Origin of the sequence: Novosphingobium sp. ERN07 (assembly GCF_012641335.1) — a bacterium.
Classification (GTDB): Bacteria; Pseudomonadota; Alphaproteobacteria; order Sphingomonadales; family Sphingomonadaceae; genus Novosphingobium.
Genome location: NZ_JABAID010000006.1, coordinates 117,573 through 137,468 on the forward strand (window position 1 = coordinate 117,573; position 19,896 = coordinate 137,468).

Genomic DNA, 19,896 nt, shown 5'->3' on the forward strand with positions numbered 1-19,896 from the left:
CCGCTTTTGCGGGTAAAGACTTGGATTGGCCGCAAAATGGGATAGTGTAGCGTTGGGATTGGCGGGATCGGCGCATAACAATGTCTGATAAAGCGCTTCTGCGCGAAATTCTTGATGCTCAATTGGAAATGGTCTGCCGCTATCGCGAAGATGGAACGATTCTCTTCGTCAATCGCGCCTATGCGCGTACGCTGGACAAAGATCCTGAGGAACTGACTGGTCGTAACCTGTGGAAATTCGTTACAAACGAAGACCACGGCCATGTTTCGGACATGTTGAATCGGTTGACGCCCGAAGCGCCCGAACTCACCATCGAAAACCGTTTTGAAACGGCAGGCGGCACACGCTGGATACTCTGGCGCAACCATGCACTGGAATTCGATGATCAGGGCCGCTGGCTGGTGGCGCAGTCCACCGGGATCGACATTACCGAACGCAAGCAGCTTGAAGAACAAATGCAACTGCTGGTGGGCGAACTCAACCACCGCGTGAAGAACACGTTGATGGTGGTTCAGGCTATGGCGCACCAGTCGTTCCGTGGCGCAGGCCTTGCCGCGCAACCCGTGGCCAAGTTCAATGACCGCCTTGCTGCCCTATCGGGCGCGCACGATGCGCTCAGCCGCACCAATTGGACCGGTGCGGCGCTGGCTGAAATCGTCCGTCAGGGCCTGCTGATCTTCGCGCGTGACGATATGCGCCTGCATGTGGGTGGGCCAGACGTGCTGCTGCCCTCCAGCGCTACGGTGTCGTTGGTCATGGTGCTGCACGAACTGGCGACCAACGCGATGAAATATGGCGCACTTTCGGCTGTCGCCGGCAGCGTCTCGGTCACCTGGACGATGGACCATAATGGCCATGTGATCATCGATTGGCAGGAAAGCGGTGGTCCCGAAGTTAACAAGCCGACGCGGAAAGGGTTTGGATCAAGGCTTGTGTCCGATGCGGTTCCCCGGCAATTGGGCGGTTCGGTAAGCCTTGATTATGACCCGGCGGGGCTGCGGTGCCGGATCACCGTTCCGGGTGCGGTGTGCGCGGAAAATCTACGGGCGGGGGCGGAGTGATGATCGAAGGCAAGCGCATCCTTGTGGTAGAGGATGAATTCATCGTCGCCGCGATGCTGTGCGATGTGCTGGAAGATGCCGGCGCTGTTCCGCTCGGCCCGGTCGGGCGGGTCAAGGAAGCGATGGAAGCTGTCTCCAGCGGCGGAATTGATGCTGTGGTGCTAGACTGGAATCTTGCTGGTGAACCCAGCCTGCCAATAGCCGCCGCGCTCACAGAACACGGCATTCCTTTCGTCATCGCAACGGGATATGGTTCGGTAGAGGCGCCATTCAATGATCGCCCGATCCTCGGCAAACCCTATGTTTCTGGGCATTTGCTGGACAAGCTTGGCGCCTTTTTTGCTGCCTGATCAGGTTGCGCCGCCGTCCCATTGTGTCGCGGAGCGACGGCGCAACAAAACCGAACTCAGTCCTTCTTTGCCTCGGCAACCGATTCATTGTGCAGGCTGGCTTCGGCTTCGGCAGCTTCCTGCTTGGCACCGGCAGCAGCCTTGTCCGCCATTTCATCGGTTTTGGCAGCGGCGTCGTCCACAGCCTTGGCAGCCTTGTCGCCCAGTTCGTCGGTCGCGGCAGCAGCCTTGTCAGCGGCATTGGCCACGTCATTACCTGCCGATTCAGCGGTGGTTTCAGCGGCTTCCTGCGTCTTTTCCGAACAGGCCGACAGGGCGAGGGCACTGGCCGCAGCAGCGGCGATCAGGGTAAACTTGCGCATGTGGTGGATCACTCCCCTTCGATTGGTCACCCGCGTCACGGGTTGAGGGGGCAACGCACGGCTTCGCATTAATATCCCATGACAAAAGCAAAAAAGGGCGCAGCGCCCGCAGACACTGCGCCCTTTTTTAGCCTGAAGCTATCAGCCGAGGTTCGCGCTCACCATTGCATAGAGCATCGGCAGCGACAGCAGCGTATTGGTGCGGCTGGCATAAAGCGCGCGCGGAGCCGCAGCAGCCTTTTCTTCAGCCGTTGCTTCCACGATGCCGAGGATCTTCTTCTGGGCGGGCCAGATGATGAACCACACGTTGAACGCCATGATCAGCGCCAGCCACATGCCAAGGCCGATCAGGTTGACGTTGCCTTCACCGGTGAAGGTCATCGCCTGATGGGCATAGCCCGAAACCACCGCGATGCCGAGGCCGGTCAGCACGGTCAGCAGTGCGCCATAACGGAAGAAGAAGAACACCTTCGGCGCGATGTGCCCGGTGATTGCGCCTTTCTGTTCGGCGGGAATTTTCGGCATGGTCGGCACCTGTACGAAGTTCAGGTAATAGAGCAGGCCGATCCACACGATGCCAAAGAAGATGTGTAGCCAGCGCAGCACAGAGTTGGCATCAACCGGAGCGGATGCACCAAAGCTGATCATCACCGCGATGGCCGCGACAAAGCCCACCACCAGCACGAGATGAAGATTGCCAAAGAACTTGGCCATGAGATTTCCCCCTATTTGAACCGCTTATATCACTGGGCGCACAACCGTAACGCCCACGGTTGGGCGCATATTAAGCACGGTTGCGCAAATGTCACACGAAAATGGGACAGGCGAACCCGCATCAATCGTGCGGCGGGTTCTTCTCGACCTCGGTCTGATCGTCCACCGCCAGTCCGTGTTTCAGCAACATCGGAATCTGCGCAAACGTGAACAGGAACGAAAGCGTCGTCACACCCCAGAGCTTGGCCTGCAACCAGATATCGAAATTGCCGTTTGCGGTATTGAAGAAGTAGCGCAAAACTTCGTTAAGCGCGGCAAGGAACAGGAAGAAAAATGCCCAGTTGCGCGACAGCTTGAGCCACCCTTCATCGCTCAGCCCATCGAATGCAGCCTCCAGCAGATAACGTAGCATCGGCTTGCCCTTGGCAAGACCTGCAAACAGCACGCCTGCAAACAGAAGATAGATTGCGGTCGGCTTCACCTGAATCCAGAACGGATCGCCCAGCAGCACGGTCAAGGTCCCGAAGCCGAGGATCAGCACGGTCGAAAGCCACAGCATCGGGGAAATCTTGCCAAGCCGCAGCTTCGAAATGATCAGCGCGGCCACGGTCGCCACCATGAAGGCTGCCGTGCCCTTGGTCACCGCTACCACTTCGGCTAGCCCGGCGTCGGCCCCGGTGGGCTTGAAGTAGCGATAGGCGAGGAAAAACACCAGCAGCGGGCCGTAGTCGACCAGCAGGTTGACCCACGATGATTTGGGCTTGGGCTTAGGCTCGCTCACCGGAACACTCCCGCGATGACCTTGGCGACCAGATCGGGATCGAAGGGGCGCAGATCGTCGATCTTTTCGCCCACGCCAATGGCATGGATCGGCAGGCCATACTGTTCAGCAGCCGCCACCAGCACGCCGCCACGCGCTGTGCCGTCCAGCTTGGTCATGATCAGGCCGGTCACACCCGCCACTTCCTTGAAAATCTCGATCTGCTGCAAGGCGTTCTGCCCGTTAGTGGCGTCCAGCACCAGCACCACGTCATGCGGCGCTTCGGGGTTCAGTCGGCCCAGCACGCGGCGCACTTTGGCCAGTTCGTCCATCAACTCGCGCTTGTTCTGCAACCGTCCGGCAGTGTCGACGATCAGCGTGTCGATCCCGGTGTCGGTCGCGGATTTCACCGCGTCGAACACGATAGCCGCAGGGTCGCCGCCTTCCGGCCCGGTCACGATGGGAACGCCCAGCCTGTCAGCCCAGACTTTTAACTGGCCGATGGCGGCGGCGCGGAAGGTATCGCCCGCTGCCAGCATCACGCCGTAGTCCTGCTCCTGAAACAGGTGCGCCAGCTTGGCGATGGTTGTCGTCTTGCCCGATCCGTTGACGCCGATCACAAGGATCACCTGCGGGCGCGGGAAAGCCACGATTTCCAACGGTTTGGCCACGGGGCGCAGGATCGCGGCTATTTCCTCGGCCACCGCTTCCTTCAGGCCCTGCTCGTCCACGCCGTTCTCGAACCGCGCGCCTTTCAGCTTCTCGCGGATGCGTGCGGCAGCGCGCGGGCCAAGGTCTGAGAGGATCAGCGCGTCTTCGATATCATCAAGCTGCGCTTCGGTCAGCCGCGATGCGCCGACGATGCCGCCGAGATTCTCGGCAAGCCGTTCAGAAGTCTTGCGAAAACCTCCCAGCAGGCGGTCGGACCAGCTTTCGCCACTCATTCCAGTATTCCTTCGACAATCTTGGTCGGCGTCAGGCTAACAAGGCTGCCCGGTGCCAAGTCCGGCGGTACACGGTAGCTCGCAAAGTGCGGCGCATGGCCGGTTCCGTCGCGCTCCGCAAGGATTTCTGCGGGTTTTCCGATCAGCGAGGCCAACCAGCGGGCGCGTTCGGCTGCCACGGCGGCGCGAACTTCGGCGGCGCGTTCGCGCACCCGCACCGGATCGACTTGCGGCATCCGCGCTGCTGGGGTGCCGGGGCGGGGGGAGTAGGGGAAAATGTGGCCGTGAACGATGCCGCATTCCCGCACGATGGAGACATTTTCCTGATGCATTTCAGCGGTTTCGGTGGGGAAACCAGCGATCAGGTCTGCGCCGATGGCGATATCGGGGCGCAGGGCTTTCATGCGCTGCACAAGATCGATGGCCTGCGCGCGGGAATGCCGCCTTTTCATGCGCTTGAGCACCATATCGCTGCCCGATTGCAACGAAAGGTGGATGTGCGGCATCACGCGCCTTTCGCCGGTGATCAGATCGAACAGCAGCGGATCGATTTCCACGCCATCGAGCGACGAGAGGCGGAGGCGGGGCAGGGCGGGGAACTTTTCGAGGATCGCTGCGACAAGATCGCCCAGCTTTGGATCGCCCGGAAGGTCTGCGCCCCATGACGTCACATCAACGCCAGTCAGAACGACCTCATTGACACCTGGACGCGCGCTAGGTGCATCTAGGTGCATCTTGGTGCTGTTCAGGATTATCGCGTTTTCGACCGCAGAAAGCACATCAACTATCGGCAAGGAAACGCTTTTTCCGCGCCCTTGCGGGATGATGCAGAACGTGCAGGCATGATCGCACCCGTTCTGCACGGGAACGAAAGCGCGCGTGTGCAATCCAACACGCCGACGCTCCGCAGCACCCTGATCGCTCCCCCGCGAAGGCGGGGGCGTCAGGTCGTTTGTAACAACACCGAGGCCCCCGCCTTCGCGGGGGAGCCAGCTTTGTTCAAGAAGCTTTACCGTATTGGAAACCACCGCATCGACTTCCGGCATCGCGGCAAAGGCATCGGCCTCAATCGTCGCGGCGCAACCCGTTACCACCAGACGCGCATCGGGATGATCGCGCCGCAGCTTGCGCACGGCACGGCGCGATTGGCGCACGGCTTCGGCGGTCACCGCGCAGGAATTGACCACCACGGTGGGCGGGGCATCGGCCAGAAACCCCCGGATTGCTTCGCTTTCGGCGATATTCAGGCGGCAGCCGAGCGAGACGACTTCAGCAGTCATGCCGGGAAATCGGCATCCTCGAACGCGCCTTCGAAGCTCAACGTCGCAGGGCCGGTCATATCGATGCTGCCATTTTCTGGCCAGGTTATCGTCAACGGCCCGCCGGGCAAATCCACGCGCACGGTGCGCCCGGTCAGCTTGCGGCGGATCGCGGCGACGGCGGTGGCGCAGGCGCCGGTGCCGCAGGCCTGCGTCAGGCCCGCGCCGCGTTCCCACACGCGCAGCTTGAGATGGTCAGGGCCGACCAGACTGGCGACGTTGACGTTGATCTTATTGGGAAAAAGCGGATCGCATTCGATCACTGGGCCAAGCCGGGAAAGATCAACCGCATCGGTATCAGGCACGAAGAAGATGGTGTGCGGATTGCCGACATTGACGCCTACCGGGTTTTCCAGATCCTCCCAGCCAACCGGCATTTCCAGCGTATCCATCGCATAGGCCAGCGGGATTTCATCCCAGCCAAAGCGGGGCGCGCCCATATCGACCGAGATGCCGCTATCGCGCGCTTCCGAGCGGATCAATCCACCAAGCGTTTCAATGCTTTGCGTGCCGCCGAGCAGCAGGCCAACGGCGCGGCTGGCGTTGCCGCAAGCCTCAACCTCGCTGCCGTCATTGTTGAAGATGCGCATCTTCACATCGGCAAGGCCCGACGGTTCGAGCACGATCAACTGATCGCAGCCCACACCGGTGCGCCGATCCGCCAGCGCGGCGGCGCGGCGGGCGGACATTGGAACCGGCACTTCGCGGGCGTCGATCACCACGAAATCGTTGCCGAGGCCGTGCATTTTGCGAAAGGGAATGCGCATGAGGCGCGACTTAGGGGGTGCTGCGCCTCAAGGCAACATTTGGTCTGACATCAGGCCGAAGCGGCGCGCGGCGGTTGCGGCTGATCGAGAGAGGCTGGCGCTTCCTGCGTCGGCGCGGCGGGCAGCAGGTTGTGTTCGGCCAGAATGGCACGCACGCTGTCTGCATCCGAGGGCTGGCCATAAAGAAAGCCTTGCCCCTTGAACGATCCATACTTTCGCAGTTCATCAAGAACTTGCGTGTTTTCGATGCCCTCGGCCGTGATCGGCAGGTTGAGCCCTTTGCCGAGCGAGGAGATCGCTTCGATGATCGTGTCGCTATCCTTGTTCTTGCCAAGATTCGATACGAAGAAGCGGTCGATCTTGATCTGGTCAAAGGGCAGGGTGCGAAGCTGCGCCAGCGAGGAATAGCCTGTGCCGAAATCGTCAAGGCTGATGCGGATGCCCTGATTCTTGAGGCTGGTGATCAGTGTGCGCACCACGCCGATGTTTTCGTGCAGGCAGGTCTCGGTGATCTCGATATCCAGCCGGTGCGGTGGAAAGTTGGCTTCTACTAGGAGCTTGAGCAACTTTTGTGCAAACCACGGGTCACGCAACTGTAGGGGCGAGATGTTGACCGAGAGTGTCAGGCGTGGATCCCATTCGCGGGCGTCCTGCAATGCTTGACGGATCAGACTTTCCGACAGTTCTGAAATCAGGCCAATTTCTTCGGCAATCGGAATGAAGATTTCGGGCGAAAGCAGGCCGTGCTTCGGGCATTTCCAGCGGGCGAGCATTTCGAAACCGGTGAGTTCGCCGGTATCGAGATCGACCTGCTTTTCGTAGAAGGGCACGAATTCGCCCTTCGGAATACCATCACGGATGCCGCGTTCCAGTTCGCTGCGGAAACGCAACTCGCTTTCCATGCTCTGTTCGAACCAGCAATAGCGGTTGCGACCGGATTTCTTGGCCTGATACATTGCAAGATCGGCCCGGTGCATGAGCTTGGCTGCGATATCTTCCGAAGCGCCATTGGCTTTTTCGGCGGATGTAGCGAGGCCAAACGATGCCGTGACATCAAGGACCACGCCTTCGAGTTCGATCGGCCGCGCAATGGCGGCGCTGATCCGGGCCATGAGCCGATCAATGGCATCGACGTGATCGGGATCGTAGATAGCCGCAAAGGCGAATTCATCGCCTCCAAGCCGGGCCATGACCGAACGGTCGGGAAGAATTTCACCAATGCGGTGTGCGGTCTGCAACAGCACGGCATCCCCAGCCTGATGGCCATGCGCGTCGTTCGAGCGTTTGAAGTTATCGAGATCCATCATCATGACGACGACTTCGTGCCCTGTAGTCCGCGCAGTGGCGATCATCTCTTCGAGAGCGGGGCCGATGCTGCGGCGGTTGAGGCAACCGGTGAGCGGATCGGTGTGAGCAAGGCGGTGCGCCGTTTCTTCCGCTTGGCGGCGCTGACCGACTTCTTTGGTGAGATCGACGTAACGACGCCAGCCAAACAGCAGCAGCGCGATGTTGAGGATGAGCGCAACGCTGAGCATCGGTTCGCGCGGGGGCGTGCCATTAATGACTGAGCGGAGGAAGTCGGTGAGGACCGTAGAGCCATTGGCAACGAACAGCAGCACTGCCGCCACGATAATGCCAAGACCTACGATATCATGTACGGGCTTGTCCGCCGCTTCGGCTCCAAGTTCCGTTTCAATTGGCTCAATTGCCATTGGCGTCGATGCCATAACCCCTGCTTCCGTCCTGCCTTCCCGATCTACGGGAACCCCTTTTAAACGGCGCTAACCGTCCTACTGACACCTAGGTGAACGTCCTGAAGTTTTGGTTAAGATTACCTTTGCACCGGGCCGGCACGATGGCCCACGCAGCAAATGCTTGTGTTTGAATGCGACCGGGGCTATGGGCGGCGCAGCGAGAGGCATGGCCTTTTGCGTTCTTACAACGGCCCCTGTTCAGGATGCCACACGCTGGTCGGCGAGGTTTCGCCCACCGGCGTTTTTCGCGTTACGCGAAAATGGCATTCTTTCAAGGGCATGGCGATGGGAATTGGGCGTGTTCGATAGTCTTTCAGACCGGCTTGGAGGCGTGTTTGACCGCCTGCGTGGCCGCGGCGCGCTGCGTGAGGAAGACGTTCTGGCCGCAATGCGCGAAGTGCGTATCGCGCTGCTGGAAGCGGACGTTGCGCTGCCTGTCGTGCGTCGATTTATTGAATCCGTTTCGGAGCAGGCTGTTGGCCAGTCGGTGCTCAAATCGGTCACGCCCGGCCAGCAGGTCGTCAAGATCGTCAACGATGCACTCGTTGAAATGCTGGGTGGCGGAACTGCCGAGCTTGATCTGAACGCTGCCCCGCCGGTGGTGATCATGATGGTCGGCCTGCAGGGCTCGGGCAAGACGACCAGCACCGCCAAGATCGCCAAGTTGCTGAAGGAAAAGCAGGGCAAGAAGGTGCTGATGGCATCGCTGGACGTCAATCGTCCGGCGGCGCAGGAGCAGCTTCGCGTGCTGGGCGAACAGGCCGGCGTTGCCACACTGCCGATCATCGCCGGGCAGATGCCGGTGGATATCGCTACGCGCGCGGTGAACGCGGCAAAGTTGCAAGCGGTGGATGTGCTGCTGCTCGATACGGCAGGCCGTCTGCACGTCGATGCGGCCCTGATGGACGAGATGAAGGCGGTTGCTGCCGTCTCTACCCCCAAGGAAACGCTGCTCGTCGTCGATTCCCTTACCGGGCAGGACGCGGTCAACGTCGCGCAGTCGTTCGCGGGCGAAGTGGACCTGACCGGCGTTGTGCTGACCCGCATGGACGGCGACGCGCGCGGCGGTGCGGCGCTTTCGATGCGGGCTGTTACCGGCAAGCCGATCAAGTTTGCGGGCACCGGCGAAAAGCTCGACGCGATGGAGCCGTTCCATCCTGAGCGCGTGGCTGGCCGTATTCTTGGCATGGGCGATATCGTGTCCATCGTCGAAAAGGCGGCGGCAACGATTCAGGCTGAAGACGCCGAAAAGCTGGCGCAGCGCATGGCCAAGGGGCAGTTCGACATGAACGATCTGCGCACCCAGTTGCGCCAGATGCAGAACATGGGCGGGCTTGGTGCGCTTGCGGGCATGATGCCGGGCATGAAAAAGGCCAAGGCTGCGATGGCGCAGTCTGGCATGGACGACAAGGTGCTGCTGCGCATGGACGCCATCATCGGATCGATGACGCCCAAGGAACGCGAGCGCCCTGAACTGCTCAACGCCAAGCGCAAGATCCGTGTGGCCAAGGGTTCCGGCACGCAAGTGCAGGACGTGAACAAGCTTCTGAAAATGCATCAGGAAATGGCCAAGGCCATGAAGCAGATCAAGAAGATGGGCGGCCTCAAGGGTCTTGGTGCGCTGTTCGGCAAGGGTGGCCTTGGTGCTGCGATGCCGGGGCTGGACCAGCAGATGGGGCCGGGTGGTCTTGGTGGTGGCGGCATGGGCGGATTGCCCGGCTTGGGTTCAGGCGGTTTGCCGGGCAATCTCGGCGATCTGCTCAAGAAGAAATGAGTTTCGGTTTTTCCAGTTTCCAGTTTTGATTGAAAGGTAGTTCACATGTCCGTTTCGATGCGTCTTTCGCGTGGTGGTTCGAAGAAGCGCCCGTACTACAAGGTTGTCGTTTCCAACAGCCGCGCCCCGCGCGATGGCAAGTATCTGGAACAGGTCGGCACCTACAACCCGCTGCTCGCCAAGGATGACGAAAACCGCGTGCGTCTGGTCGAAGACCGCGTGCGCTACTGGCTGGGCGTTGGCGCTCAGCCGACCGACCGCGTTGCCCGTATGCTCGACAAGGCCGGGATCAAGGAACGCGCTGCGACCAACAACCCGCAGAAGGCCGAACCCGGTGCCAAGGCCAAGGAACGCGCCGAGGAAAAGGCCGAGAAGGCTCGTGAAGCTGCAGAAGCCGCTGCTGCTGCATCGGCGGCTCCGGCCGCTGAAGAAGCTCCGGCTGCTGAAGCTGCTGCTGAAGAGCAGACGGAAGCCTGATCTTGCGCGACCGGCCTGTCACGCTCGCCGCCATCATTGGCGCACATGGGGTGACGGGCGAGGTCCGCCTGAAACTGTTCGGGGAAGGCGTGGTGGCTCTCAAGAGCTACCGCGCCTTCTGCGATTCCACGCTGACGGTCGTGAAGCTGAAGGATGACGGCAAGGGCGGGGCGATTGCCCGCTTTGCCGAAGTGACTGATCGCACGGCGGCGGAAAAGCTGCGCGGCACGGCGCTGACCGTGCCAAGATCCTCGCTGCCCGCGCTGGCCGAAGGCGAATATTACCATGCCGACCTGATCGGCCTGCCCGCAGTCTCGACCGAGGGCGAGGCGATTGGCGAATGCGTCGGCGTGGAGAACTTCGGCGCGGGCGACGTGATCGAGATCCGCAAACCCGACGGCAAGAAGTTCATGGTGCCGATGAAGGCACAAGCAGTGCCGGAATGGGATGATGAGCGGATTGTGATTGAGGCGGGGTGGGTCGATCAATGACCTTCGCTGCTACCGTTCTCACGCTATACCCTGAGATGTTCCCCGGCCCGCTGGGCGTCAGCCTTGCCGGGCGCGCGTTGCGTGAAGGCGCTTGGGCGATGGATGCGGTGCAGATTCGGGACTTTGCCATCGACAAGCACAAGACCGTTGATGACACGCCGGCAGGCGGCGGGGCGGGGATGGTTTTGCGGGTGGATGTTCTTGCCAAGGCTATCGACCATGCGCGGGAAAGCCATCCCGGTTGCCCGGTGATTGCCATGACACCACGGGGCAAGCCGCTGACGCAGGAGCGGGTGCGGGAGCTTGCCGAGGGGCCGGGCGTGATCGTGGTTTGCGGTCGATTTGAGGGTTTTGACGAGCGCATTTTCGAAGGCCGCGACGTCGAGGAAGTCTCGGTCGGTGATATTGTTTTGTCCGGCGGCGAATGTGCGGCTTTGATGCTGCTCGACGCTTGCATTCGGTTGCTTCCCGGCGTAATGGGCGCGGCTTCTAGCGGGCATGAGGAGTCGTTTGAGAACGGCCTCCTTGAATACCCGCACTATACCCGACCCCAAGAGTGGGAAGGGCGCACGATTCCTGAAGTGCTGCGATCGGGGGATCATGCGAAAATCGCGGAATGGCGGAAACGTCGTTCGGAAGACGATACACGGTTACGCAGGCCGGACCTTTGGGAGCGCCACATCGGCGTTCGGGTCCAGTCTGCCTCTGGCGCGCAGCGTGAAGTGCAGGACGATTGAAAATGAACCTGATTCAGCAGCTTGAAGCTGAAGCCATCGCCGAATTCAAGGCGAAGAAGGAAATTCCGGACTTCCGCGCAGGCGACACCGTCCGCGTCGGCGTGCGCGTGGTTGAAGGCGAACGCACCCGCGTTCAGGCCTACGAAGGCGTGTGCATCGCGCGTTCGAACCGTGGCCTCGGCTCGAACTTCACCGTTCGCAAGATTTCGTTCGGTGAAGGCGTGGAGCGCGTGTTCCCGCTCTATTCGCCCAACATCGATTCGATTACCGTGGTGCGCCGTGGTGTCGTGCGTCGTGCGAAGCTCTACTATCTTCGTGGCCGCACCGGTAAATCGGCGCGTATTGCTGAGCGTAAGGTCACCAAGGCCTGAGCCGACCAACGCCGCAACACCGGTAACGTGTTCAAAAGGCGTCCTGGCTCAGAGCCGGGGCGCCTTTTTTGCTTTCATACGCAACCATTTCGGGCCACCCAAGGGGCATTGCGAATATGCCCGGCCACGGCACGGGCCAGAGGATACCGAAACATCATGCGCCACTTCCGCCTGCTCGCCGCCTGCGCGCTGACTCCTATTGTCACTACGCCAGCGCTTGCCCAACAGGGAACCCAGATGACTGCGAATGCGCCTGTCGATGCCGCCGCGCTGACTTTCGAGCGCGTTTTCGCCAGTCCCGGCCTGAACGGGCCAGCGCCGCGCGCGGTGAAGCTTTCGCCTGATGGCCGTTATCTGACGCTGCTGAAGAACCGTGGGGATGACCGTGAGCGGTACGACTTGTGGGGCTTTGACCGGCAGACCAGCGAATGGAAGATGCTGGTGGATTCGCTCAAGCTTTCATCCGGGCGGCAGCTTTCGGAAGCCGAGAAGATGCAGCGCGAGCGGCAGCGGATTGGCGATCTGAAGGGTATCGTTTCCTATGAATGGGCTGCCGATGGCAAGTCGGTGCTGGTGCCGGTGGATGGCGAACTGTTCCTTGCCGGGCTGGATGGTTCGGTGCGCAAGGTTGAAGGCACCAAGGGCGGCGAACTGACGCCCAAGCTGGGGCCGAAGGGCGAGCATATCGCCTATGTGCGCGACCGGCGGCTGTGGGCCGGGCCGGTGACGGGCGCTGCGGCGCAGGCGATCACGCCTGAGGAGGCGAACGTTGACGTCCACTGGGGCGAGGCCGAGTTTGTGGCGCAGGAGGAAATGAACCGCTTCAACGGGTTCTGGTGGTCACCCGATGAAAAGCGCATTGCGGTGGAGCGCTTTGACGAAAGCATGGTTGGCGTGGTGACGCGCACGGCCATCGGCGCTGAGGATACGCGGACGTATCAGCAGCGCTACCCGGCGGCGGGCACGCCCAATGCCGAAGTTTCGCTGTGGGTGATGGGGCCGGACGGATCGAACCGGGTGCAGGTTGATCTGGGGGCGGACAAGGACATTTATCTGGCGCGCGTGGACTGGGCGCCAGATGGCAAGGCGCTTTATGTGCAGCGGATGAACCGCGAACAGACGGTGCTGGACATGCTCAAGGTCGATCCGGCCACGGGCAAGGCCAGCGTGATGTTCACCGAAAAGGCGGCGGAAAAGCACTGGATCGATCTGTCGGACAGCTATCGGTTCCTCAGCGACGGCAGCCTGATCTGGTGGTCACAGCGCGATGGGTTCGGGCATCTCTACCGTTTGAAAGGTGACAAGTGGAGCCAGTTGACCAAAGGTGACTGGGTGGTCACGGGGCTGGTCGGCGTGGATGAGAAAGGTGGCAAGCTCTACCTGACCGCCACCAAGGACGATGTGCTGGCGCAGCAGGTCTATGCGATGGACCTGAAGGCACCCGGTAAGCTGACGCGGATCACCGAACTCGGCTGGGTCAACAGCGCTTCTATGGACCGCACGGGCCAGACGCTGATGATCTCGCGCGCGTCGGATGCGCAGCCTGCACAGTCCTATATCGCGGACACAGGCGGCAAGCGGCTGGCCTGGATCGAGGAGAACAAGGTGGCGGGCGCGCATCCTTATGCGCCCTACCTTGCCAGCCATCGCCCGGCGCAGTTCGGCACAATCCCGGCTGCGGACGGCACACCGCTGCACTACATGATGATTACGCCGCCTCTGGAGCCGGGGAAGAAGTATCCGGTGTTCACGTACCACTATGGTGGGCCTACGTCGCAGGTGGTGGCCAAGGGCTTTCAGGGGGCGCTGGCGCAGGCGATTGTCGACAAGGGGTACATCTACTTCGCCATCGATAATCGCGGGTCAGAAAACCGGGGCGTGAAGTTCGCCTCGGCGCTGCATCATGCGATGGGGGCGGTCGAAGTGGAAGACCAGCTTGCGGGCGCGATGTGGCTGAAAAAGCAGACGTTCGTCGATGTCGAAAAGATCAGCACGTTCGGCTGGTCCTATGGCGGGTATATGTCGATCAAGATGCTGGAAGCCAATCCGGGTGCCTATGCGGCAGGGATCGCGGTGGCTCCGGTGACGAAGTGGCAGCTTTATGACACCACTTATACCGAGCGTTATCTGGGTGATCCCAATAAGTTGCCACAGGTCTATGAGAAGGCGAACGCGCTGGCCGATACTGGCAAGATCAGCGATCCGTTGCTGATCATTCATGGCATGGCGGATGACAATGTGGTGTTCGAGAATGCCAGCGCGATCATCGCCAAAATGCAGGGCGAGGCGGTGCCGTTCGAGATGATGCTCTATCCCGGCTACACCCACCGCATCAGCGGGCCGAAGGTGAGCCAGCATTTGTATGAGACGATTTTCGGTTTCCTTGATCGTAACGGGGCAGGGAGCGGGAAGTAGGACCGAACCCCAGTTCTTAATCCGTCACGCTGAACTTGTTTCAGGGTCCATGTCTGTGTTGAGAGGTTCGGCCTGATCGGCGCGATGGATCGTGAAACGAGTTCAGGATGACAATTATCGGGCATGGTAACGGCGTGTTCTGGGGCAAGCGGGGGTGTTTCGCCCCCAAGCGTTTTTAACTTGGCTGGTTGGAACCAGCCGCTAGGGAACGGCTCGTCTGCAAGTGAACGGCGGGCCGCAGGAAGGGAAGTAAGATGGGTTACCGGGTTGTAGTGGTCGGTGCGACGGGAAATGTGGGCCGCGAGATGCTCAACATTCTGGCCGAGCGCGAGTTTCCCTGCGACGAGATCGCGGCAGTCGCTTCGTCGCGCTCGCAGGGTACCGAGATCGAGTTCGGCGAAACGGGCCGGATGCTGAAGGTCCAGAACGTCGACAACTTCGATTTCACCGGCTGGGACATCGCTCTTTTCGCTGCAGGGTCCGGCCCGACGCAGGTTCATGCGCCACGCGCTGCGGCTGCGGGCTGCGTGGTGATCGACAACTCGTCGCTCTACCGCATGGACCCGGACGTGCCGCTGATCGTGCCAGAAGTGAACCCGGATGCCATTGATGGCTATACCGCCAAGAACATCATCGCGAACCCCAACTGCTCTACCGCGCAGATGGTGGTGGCACTGAAGCCGCTGCATGATGCCGCGAAGATCAAGCGCGTCGTTGTCTCCACCTACCAGTCGGTTTCCGGCGCGGGCAAGGAAGGCATGGACGAGCTGTTCGAACAGAGCCGCGCCATCTTCGTCAACGATCCGATCGAACCCAAGAAGTTCACCAAACAGATCGCCTTCAACGTGATCCCGCACATCGACGTCTTCCTTGACGATGGTTCGACGAAGGAAGAGTGGAAGATGGTCGCCGAGACCAAGAAGATCCTGGACCCCAAGGTTAAGGTCACGGCTACCTGCGTGCGCGTACCTGTTTTCGTCGGCCACTCTGAATCGATTAATATCGAGTTCGAGAACGAGATCTCGGCCGAAGAAGCGCAGAACATCCTGCGCGAAGCGCCGGGTGTCATGCTGATCGACAAGCGCGAGAACGGTGGATATGTGACGCCGATCGAATGCGTCGGCGATTTCGCCACCTTTATTTCGCGCGTGCGCGAAGATTCGACCATCGACAATGGCCTCAACATCTGGTGCGTTTCGGATAACTTGCGCAAGGGCGCAGCGCTGAACGCGGTGCAGATTGCTGAACTGCTTGGTCGCCGCCACCTCAAGAAGGGCTGATTGAGTTTATAGCTGGCGGGTGCGATAGTGCCCGCCAGTCGCCCTGATCCCTATATCGGGCGGACAGGCTGATAGCTGTATTCCCAACTCCTAAAGTAGAGATTTTTCAAACGACCCATTGCGCAGGACATAAAGGAAGCGTTATGTGCGGTGCAGCAAGGCGATAGCCAGGCGGTTCCGTGGGGGTTTGATGCTCGAACATTTTGACATTCTCCACGGCGTAGCAGGCCTGCTTGTGGGCGTGCTGGTGGGATTGACCGGCGTAGGCGGCGGTTCGCTGATGACGCCGATTCTGGTGTTGATGTTCGGGGTGACCCCGGCAACAGCAGTGGGGACCGACCTTCTTTTTGCAGCGATCACCAAGATCGGCGGATCATTCGTGCACAACAAGCACGAAAGCGTCGACTGGAAGATCATGAAGCGTCTGGCCGCAGGCAGTGTTCCGGCGGCAATCGTGACGCTGATCGGCGTTTCATATTTCGGCAAAGTCGGCAAGGATTCGAGCGGGATAATCCTGCTGGTGCTGGGCACCATGCTGGTGCTGACCGCATTTGCCACGCTGTTTCAAAAGCAGCTTGCGCGCTTTGCCAAGACGCATGAGCGGCTGGACGATTCCCACGCAACGGTGCCCACGGTGGCGCTGGGCGCGGTGCTGGGTGTGGCTGTGTCGATATCGTCGGTGGGAGCAGGCGCGATTGGTGTAACGGCGCTGCTGATGCTCTACCCGGCGCTGCGGGTTTCGCGGATCGTGGGCACCGATATCGCCCACGCAGTTCCACTGACGCTGGTGGCCGGGTTCGGGCACTGGCTGATCGGCGGGGTGGACCCCTATTTGCTGCTGAATCTGCTGATGGGATCGCTGCCCGGCGTGGCCATCGGCAGCATGTTGTCTGCCCGCTCGCCCGACAAGGTTTTGCGTCCGGCGTTGGCCGCAGTCCTGTTGTTCTCCGGCGTGAAGCTGCTGACGGCATGACCGTTTCGACGGAATTTTTTGAAGGGTTTGGCGGGGCGCGATTGGCCCTGCACCGGTTGGGGGCGGGACGGCCCGTGCTGCTGTTGCACGGGCTGTTCTCTTCGGCCGAAGTCAACTGGATCAAGTTCGGTACGGCGGCAAAGTTGGCCGACGCAGGTTTTGAATGCCTGATGCCAGACTTGCGCGTGCATGGGCAGAGCGCCGCGCCCGACGATCCTGCGGCCTATCCGCAGGACGTGCTGGTGCGCGATTTGGAAGCACTGGTGGCGCATCTTGGCTTGCTGGACTTTGACCTTGTGGGCTTTTCGCTCGGATCGCGCACTTCGGCGCGGGCGGTGATTGCGGGGGTAAAGCCGCGGCGTCTGGTGCTTTCGGGGATGGGACTGCAAGGGCTGGCCGGATGGGCGCGCAGGCAGGATTTCTTCGTGGATGTGATCGACCGTTTCGGAACGATCAAGCGCGACGACCCAGCCTATTTCGCGCAGCAGTTCCTGAAAACGATGGGGACCGACCGCGAGGCAGCGCGGCTGCTGTTGGGCACGATGGCTGATACCGACCCGGCAGAACTGGCAGCGATCACGATGCCCTGCCTCGTGCTGTGTGGCGATCAGGACAATGACAACGGTTCGGCGCAGCAATTGGCCGAGGCTTTGCCCTATGCGCGGCTGGCGCTGATCCCCGGCACGCACATGAGCAGTGTGACAATGCCGCAACTTGGCGATGAACTGGTGCGGTTCCTTACTTCGCAGGGTTGACCCCGAAGGTTTCACCGGTAACCAGAAGGCAAGCCCTTCGGCGTCGCGCCTTGCGATGCGGGCATCGTCCTTCAGGGAGACCGTAATCATGAAATCGCTCGTTTCGGGTATGGCGCTGGGTGTTGTCGTGCTGGCCACGCAGGCCAATGGGCAGGAGAGCGCGCTTGCCACCGATGCCGCCGGGGTGGCAGACTGGGTGAAGAAGGCAGAGGCAGAGATGCTGGCTTCCTCGCAGATCACTTCGCGCGCAAGCTGGATCTACGCCACCAACATTACCTATGACACCGCATCGCTGACCGCCGATGCCAATGCGGCCAGCACCGCGATGGTTGTTGCGCAGGCTAAGCAGGCGGCGGATTATGCCAAAGTCGGCGGGCTATCGCCCGATGTGGCGCGCAAGCTGGTGATGATGCGCACGCGCATCACCGGTCCCGCACCAAGCACACCGGGAGCGACGAAGGAATTCGCCTCGCTCCAAGCCGGGATGCAGGGCGTCTATGGCAAGGGCATGGGCACGCTGAAGGGACAGCCGATCAACGGCAGTGACATTGAGGAAGCGATGGGCACCAATCGCAATCCCGATGAACTGAAAGAGATGTGGCTGAGCTGGCATGACAATGTCGGCGCGCCGATGAAGGCAGACTACGCGCGCATGATCGCCATCGGCAATACCGGCGCACAGGAACTGGGCTTTGCCGATATGGGCGCGCTGTGGCGGTCGAACTACGACATGCCGCCGGAAGAATTCGCCGCGCTGACCGAGAAGATCTGGAACGAGGTCAAGCCGCTGTACAACCAGCTTCACTGCTACACCCGCATGAAGCTGAATGAGAAGTATGGCGATGCGGTGCAGCCTAAATCCGGCCCGATCCGTGCCGACCTGCTCGGCAATATGTGGGCGCAGGAGTGGGGCAATATTTACCCGCTTGTCGCGCCTGCCGGGGCAGGGGACATTGGCTATGATGTGGGCGAACTGCTTACCGCCAAGGCTTATGATCCCGTGAAGATGGTCAAGGCGGGCGAGGGGTTCTATTCCTCGCTGGGCATGGCGCCCATGCCGCAAACGTTCTGGCAGCGCTCACAGTTCGTGAAGCCGCGTGATCGGGATGTGGTGTGCCATGCGTCCGCGTGGAACCTCAACAATGTGGACGATCTGCGTATCAAGATGTGCATCAAGGTGAATGGCGACGATTTTGTCACGATCCACCACGAATTGGGCCACAACTACTACCAGCGCGCCTATAACAAGCAGGATGCGCTCTATTTGGGCGGGGCCAACGACGGCTTTCACGAGGCGATCGGGGATTTCGTGGCGCTTTCGATCACGCCAGAATACCTCGTCCAGATCGGGCTGCTCGACCGGTCCAAGGTGCCGTCAGAGGCCAAGGATACCGGACTGCTGCTGCGCCAGGCGATGGACAAGATCGCGTTCCTGCCGTTCGGTCTGCTGATCGACCGCTATCGCTGGGATGTGTTCAGCGGAAAGATTGCGCCTGCCGATTACCAGAAGGGCTGGGATGCGATGCGGCTGAAGTATCAGGGCGTGGTGCCGCCTGCTGCGCGACCCGCCGATGCGTTTGATGCTGGCGCGAAGTATCATGTGCCGGCGAACGTGCCCTATACGCGCTATTTTCTCGCTCGCGTGCTGCAGTTCCAGTTTTATGAAGCGGCGTGCAAGCAGGCGGGCTGGAAAGGGCCGCTTCATCGTTGCAGCTTCTATGGCAACAAGGAGGTTGGCGCGAAGCTGAACGCGATGCTGGAAATGGGCGCTTCGAAGCCCTGGCCCGATGCTTTGCAGGCCTTTACTGGCAGCCGCGAGATGAGCGGCAAGGCGATGATCCGTTATTTCGCACCGCTGACCAAGTGGTTGGACAGCCAGACCAAGGGCCAATCTTGCGGTTGGTAAGTCCTGAACCACCCTTTTTGCATTCCCCGTTCAGGCCCTCTTGCCGGATCGCTTCGTTAGTGGCAGCTTCAGCTATCAACGAACGGACCGGCAAGAGTCCTATCGGGATTGAGGAAGCATGACGGTTAAAGGTATGCTTGCGGCGCTCGCCGTAAGCGTTCTGGTCCCTTCGATGGCCAGTGCTGCCGCTGGATCGACGGCAACGGTATCTGCAGTAAAGCCCGAAGGCGTGGCCGAAGCGCTGAAGAATCTTGGCTATACTGCGGAATTGGCAAAGGACGCCAATGGCGATCCGTTGATCAACGCCGATATCGGCGGCTGGCAGGCTGCGCTGCTGTTCTACGAATGCAACGAGAAAACCCATGATGGTTGCCAGTCGTTGCAGTTCGTGGCGAATTTCACCGCAGAGAAGAAGTTTACAGCCGAAGATGCCGTGCGTTTCAACCGCAACACCCGCTTTGCCTCGGTTTCGCTGGGCAAAGATGATGCGGTGATGATGACGTGGGATGTGGTGACGGGCAAAGGCATCGACTTTGAGGTGTTCTCAAACTCGGTCGACATGTTCCGAAGTGCAATGGACACGCTGGGCACCGAAGTCTTTAAATGATTTGAACCCCGCTCCGGCCACCCCGGAGCGCTGGGACGCAACCTTGGCAATCCGCAAGCAGGGCTAGCTGCTTCGGATT

At 60.6% G+C, this 19,896-nt stretch carries 20 protein-coding genes; 13 read left to right on the top strand and 7 right to left on the bottom strand.

The features are described from left to right. Positions 1-80 precede the first annotated feature (80 nt). Together HGI47_RS10540 and HGI47_RS10545 are read left to right on the top strand one after the other, a co-directional pair. Entirely contained in the window at positions 81-1,061 is a 981-nt protein-coding gene (locus tag HGI47_RS10540) for a sensor histidine kinase (RefSeq protein ID WP_168852728.1), read from the top strand. Next, complete coding sequence (locus HGI47_RS10545) at positions 1,061-1,411, top strand: response regulator (protein ID WP_168852729.1); 351 nt, start codon at positions 1,061-1,063, stop codon at positions 1,409-1,411. The genes HGI47_RS10540 and HGI47_RS10545 overlap by 1 nt, the downstream gene beginning before the upstream one ends. Before the next feature lie 56 nt (positions 1,412-1,467). On the opposite strand, the gene HGI47_RS10550 is transcribed toward HGI47_RS10545, so the two are convergent. The 7 genes from HGI47_RS10550 to HGI47_RS10580 all read right to left on the bottom strand — a co-directional run bounded on the left by HGI47_RS10550 (position 1,468) and on the right by HGI47_RS10580 (position 7,989). Next, positions 1,468-1,773 (bottom strand): hypothetical protein, encoded by a 306-nt coding sequence (locus HGI47_RS10550; RefSeq protein WP_168852730.1) that lies wholly within the window; start codon positions 1,771-1,773, stop codon positions 1,468-1,470. Positions 1,774-1,914: 141 nt separating this feature from the next. Continuing rightward, entirely contained in the window at positions 1,915-2,487 is a 573-nt protein-coding gene (locus HGI47_RS10555; protein ID WP_168852731.1) for a urate hydroxylase PuuD, read from the bottom strand. Between the two features lie 121 nt (positions 2,488-2,608). Further along, positions 2,609-3,268: an inner membrane-spanning protein YciB gene (locus HGI47_RS10560; RefSeq protein WP_168852732.1), complete on the bottom strand. Its 660-nt coding sequence runs from the start codon at positions 3,266-3,268 to the stop codon at positions 2,609-2,611. Further along, the gene (gene ftsY, locus HGI47_RS10565) at positions 3,265-4,191 is read right to left on the bottom strand and encodes a signal recognition particle-docking protein FtsY (RefSeq protein ID WP_168852733.1); all 927 of its coding nucleotides are present in this window, start codon (positions 4,189-4,191) and stop codon (positions 3,265-3,267) included. The genes HGI47_RS10560 and ftsY overlap by 4 nt, the downstream gene beginning before the upstream one ends. Beyond that, positions 4,188-5,471, bottom strand: coding sequence for a MiaB/RimO family radical SAM methylthiotransferase (locus tag HGI47_RS10570; RefSeq protein WP_168852734.1), 1,284 nt, complete (start codon positions 5,469-5,471; stop codon positions 4,188-4,190). The genes ftsY and HGI47_RS10570 overlap by 4 nt, the downstream gene beginning before the upstream one ends. Further along, the gene (gene dapF, locus HGI47_RS10575; RefSeq protein WP_168852735.1) at positions 5,468-6,277 is read right to left on the bottom strand and encodes a diaminopimelate epimerase; all 810 of its coding nucleotides are present in this window, start codon (positions 6,275-6,277) and stop codon (positions 5,468-5,470) included. Before dapF ends, HGI47_RS10570 begins: the two co-directional genes overlap by 4 nt. A gap of 50 nt (positions 6,278-6,327) precedes the next feature. Beyond that, positions 6,328-7,989 (bottom strand): bifunctional diguanylate cyclase/phosphodiesterase, encoded by a 1,662-nt coding sequence (locus HGI47_RS10580; protein WP_168852736.1) that lies wholly within the window; start codon positions 7,987-7,989, stop codon positions 6,328-6,330. 340 nt (positions 7,990-8,329) lie between these two features. Between HGI47_RS10580 and ffh the strand changes: the two genes are divergently transcribed. The 11 genes from ffh (at position 8,330) to HGI47_RS10635 (ending at position 19,817) form a co-directional block, all read left to right on the top strand. Then, positions 8,330-9,805 carry a signal recognition particle protein gene (gene ffh, locus HGI47_RS10585; protein ID WP_168852737.1) on the top strand — a complete coding sequence of 492 codons (1,476 nt, stop codon included), beginning with the start codon at positions 8,330-8,332 and terminating at the stop codon, positions 9,803-9,805. Between the two features lie 45 nt (positions 9,806-9,850). Then, positions 9,851-10,282 (top strand): 30S ribosomal protein S16, encoded by a 432-nt coding sequence (gene rpsP, locus HGI47_RS10590; protein WP_168852738.1) that lies wholly within the window; start codon positions 9,851-9,853, stop codon positions 10,280-10,282. Positions 10,283-10,284: 2 nt separating this feature from the next. Beyond that, entirely contained in the window at positions 10,285-10,773 is a 489-nt protein-coding gene (gene rimM / locus HGI47_RS10595; protein WP_206066120.1) for a ribosome maturation factor RimM, read from the top strand. Continuing rightward, positions 10,770-11,510, top strand: a complete 741-nt coding sequence (gene trmD, locus HGI47_RS10600; protein WP_168852739.1) for a tRNA (guanosine(37)-N1)-methyltransferase TrmD — start codon at positions 10,770-10,772, stop codon at positions 11,508-11,510. Before rimM ends, trmD begins: the two co-directional genes overlap by 4 nt. A 2-nt stretch (positions 11,511-11,512) precedes the next feature. Beyond that, positions 11,513-11,881: a 50S ribosomal protein L19 gene (rplS, locus tag HGI47_RS10605; protein ID WP_011445066.1), complete on the top strand. Its 369-nt coding sequence runs from the start codon at positions 11,513-11,515 to the stop codon at positions 11,879-11,881. Positions 11,882-12,037: 156 nt separating this feature from the next. After that, positions 12,038-14,296, top strand: coding sequence for a DPP IV N-terminal domain-containing protein (locus HGI47_RS10610; RefSeq protein WP_168852740.1), 2,259 nt, complete (start codon positions 12,038-12,040; stop codon positions 14,294-14,296). A 254-nt stretch (positions 14,297-14,550) separates the two neighbouring features. Continuing rightward, on the top strand, positions 14,551-15,576 hold the full coding sequence (locus HGI47_RS10615; RefSeq protein ID WP_168852741.1) for an aspartate-semialdehyde dehydrogenase: 1,026 nt from the start codon (positions 14,551-14,553) through the stop codon (positions 15,574-15,576). A gap of 190 nt (positions 15,577-15,766) precedes the next feature. After that, positions 15,767-16,549: a sulfite exporter TauE/SafE family protein gene (locus tag HGI47_RS10620; protein WP_168852742.1), complete on the top strand. Its 783-nt coding sequence runs from the start codon at positions 15,767-15,769 to the stop codon at positions 16,547-16,549. Next, positions 16,546-17,304 (top strand): alpha/beta fold hydrolase, encoded by a 759-nt coding sequence (locus HGI47_RS10625; RefSeq protein WP_168852743.1) that lies wholly within the window; start codon positions 16,546-16,548, stop codon positions 17,302-17,304. The genes HGI47_RS10620 and HGI47_RS10625 overlap by 4 nt, the downstream gene beginning before the upstream one ends. A gap of 88 nt (positions 17,305-17,392) precedes the next feature. Next, positions 17,393-19,210 carry a M2 family metallopeptidase gene (locus HGI47_RS10630; protein ID WP_168852744.1) on the top strand — a complete coding sequence of 606 codons (1,818 nt, stop codon included), beginning with the start codon at positions 17,393-17,395 and terminating at the stop codon, positions 19,208-19,210. A 118-nt stretch (positions 19,211-19,328) separates the two neighbouring features. After that, on the top strand, positions 19,329-19,817 hold the full coding sequence (locus HGI47_RS10635) for a YbjN domain-containing protein (protein ID WP_168852745.1): 489 nt from the start codon (positions 19,329-19,331) through the stop codon (positions 19,815-19,817). The last annotated feature ends 79 nt before the right edge of the window (positions 19,818-19,896 follow it).

Bases quoted from the DNA above. Each gene is read 5' to 3' on its own strand.
- HGI47_RS10540 (WP_168852728.1), top strand. From the start codon at position 81: ATGTCTGATAAAGCGCTTCTGCGCGAAATTCTTGATGCTCAATTGGAA.
- HGI47_RS10545 (WP_168852729.1), top strand. From the start codon at position 1,061: ATGATCGAAGGCAAGCGCATCCTTGTGGTAGAGGATGAATTCATCGTC.
- HGI47_RS10550 (WP_168852730.1), bottom strand. From the start codon at position 1,773: ATGCGCAAGTTTACCCTGATCGCCGCTGCTGCGGCCAGTGCCCTCGCC.
- HGI47_RS10555 (WP_168852731.1), bottom strand. From the start codon at position 2,487: ATGGCCAAGTTCTTTGGCAATCTTCATCTCGTGCTGGTGGTGGGCTTT.
- ftsY (WP_168852733.1), bottom strand. From the start codon at position 4,191: ATGAGTGGCGAAAGCTGGTCCGACCGCCTGCTGGGAGGTTTTCGCAAG.
- HGI47_RS10570 (WP_168852734.1), bottom strand. From the start codon at position 5,471: ATGACTGCTGAAGTCGTCTCGCTCGGCTGCCGCCTGAATATCGCCGAA.
- dapF (WP_168852735.1), bottom strand. From the start codon at position 6,277: ATGCGCATTCCCTTTCGCAAAATGCACGGCCTCGGCAACGATTTCGTG.
- HGI47_RS10580 (WP_168852736.1), bottom strand. From the start codon at position 7,989: ATGGCAATTGAGCCAATTGAAACGGAACTTGGAGCCGAAGCGGCGGAC.
- rpsP (WP_168852738.1), top strand. From the start codon at position 9,851: ATGTCCGTTTCGATGCGTCTTTCGCGTGGTGGTTCGAAGAAGCGCCCG.
- trmD (WP_168852739.1), top strand. From the start codon at position 10,770: ATGACCTTCGCTGCTACCGTTCTCACGCTATACCCTGAGATGTTCCCC.
- rplS (WP_011445066.1), top strand. From the start codon at position 11,513: ATGAACCTGATTCAGCAGCTTGAAGCTGAAGCCATCGCCGAATTCAAG.
- HGI47_RS10610 (WP_168852740.1), top strand. From the start codon at position 12,038: ATGCGCCACTTCCGCCTGCTCGCCGCCTGCGCGCTGACTCCTATTGTC.
- HGI47_RS10615 (WP_168852741.1), top strand. From the start codon at position 14,551: ATGGGTTACCGGGTTGTAGTGGTCGGTGCGACGGGAAATGTGGGCCGC.
- HGI47_RS10620 (WP_168852742.1), top strand. From the start codon at position 15,767: ATGCTCGAACATTTTGACATTCTCCACGGCGTAGCAGGCCTGCTTGTG.
- HGI47_RS10625 (WP_168852743.1), top strand. From the start codon at position 16,546: ATGACCGTTTCGACGGAATTTTTTGAAGGGTTTGGCGGGGCGCGATTG.
- HGI47_RS10630 (WP_168852744.1), top strand. From the start codon at position 17,393: ATGAAATCGCTCGTTTCGGGTATGGCGCTGGGTGTTGTCGTGCTGGCC.
- HGI47_RS10635 (WP_168852745.1), top strand. From the start codon at position 19,329: ATGACGGTTAAAGGTATGCTTGCGGCGCTCGCCGTAAGCGTTCTGGTC.